This is a genomic window from Bartonella sp. AC130YNZD, from assembly GCF_042196865.1.
Taxonomy (GTDB): domain Bacteria; phylum Pseudomonadota; class Alphaproteobacteria; order Rhizobiales; family Rhizobiaceae; genus Bartonella.
Genome location: NZ_JBHIQZ010000152.1, coordinates 1 through 719 on the forward strand (window position 1 = coordinate 1; position 719 = coordinate 719).

Here is a 719-nt window from a genome sequence, read left to right on the forward strand (position 1 = left end):
AACAATGGCTGCTTGTAAATTCACATCATTGTCAGCAGTAATCTGCACATCTTGGCGTGCCGTGATGTGTGATTGTGCGGAAGTGGTTTCCCATTGATCGCCCGTATCTTTGGCGCTTGCAATTCCAACCCCCAAGGAAGCACCGCTGTTGCTCTTTTCAAACTGAAACCCAAAGCCTTTCCGTTCTTCCTTTGAGCTTGCCCTATGGCTATTATGACCAACAAGCACATTGACATCACGGGCTGCCGAAACATGAATATTTTCCTCTGCAATAAAATCAGAGCCCACCACGTTCACATCTTCTTTTTTGGCGGTGACGATGATATTTTTACCATTGAGCAAAGAGCCTTGATGTTCAAAACTTTCTTCATTCTCTGTCTTTCCCTCACTGCCATATATCGACACAAAGCCCTTGCCTGATCCCACACCAAAACCCGTTTCATGCTCCTCTGAATGGCTGCTATGGTGATCTTGCATGCCATCAATCATCACATTTTCTCCGCTCACATTGATATCTTGACCGGAAAGCAGATGAGAAGCCGTGATTGTGGTCTCTTTATCTGATTGTGTGATAATGTTGCCCGTCGCCCCAAGGATAGAGGAGACCGTTGTGGTATGCGATTGAGATGTATCGGACGATTTCTCATGCAAAAAGCCACTTGATGACGATTGTGCTTGCTGATCCAAGTGTTCTTGGGCGCCTTTTATGACAATCTTTC

1 protein-coding gene is annotated in these 719 nt (G+C 45.6%); it reads right to left on the reverse strand.

The annotated features are described in order from the left end of the window. Positions 1-719 (reverse strand): hemagglutinin repeat-containing protein (locus ACFINU_RS10225; protein WP_375667719.1); only part of this gene is annotated, 719 nt, incomplete at both ends.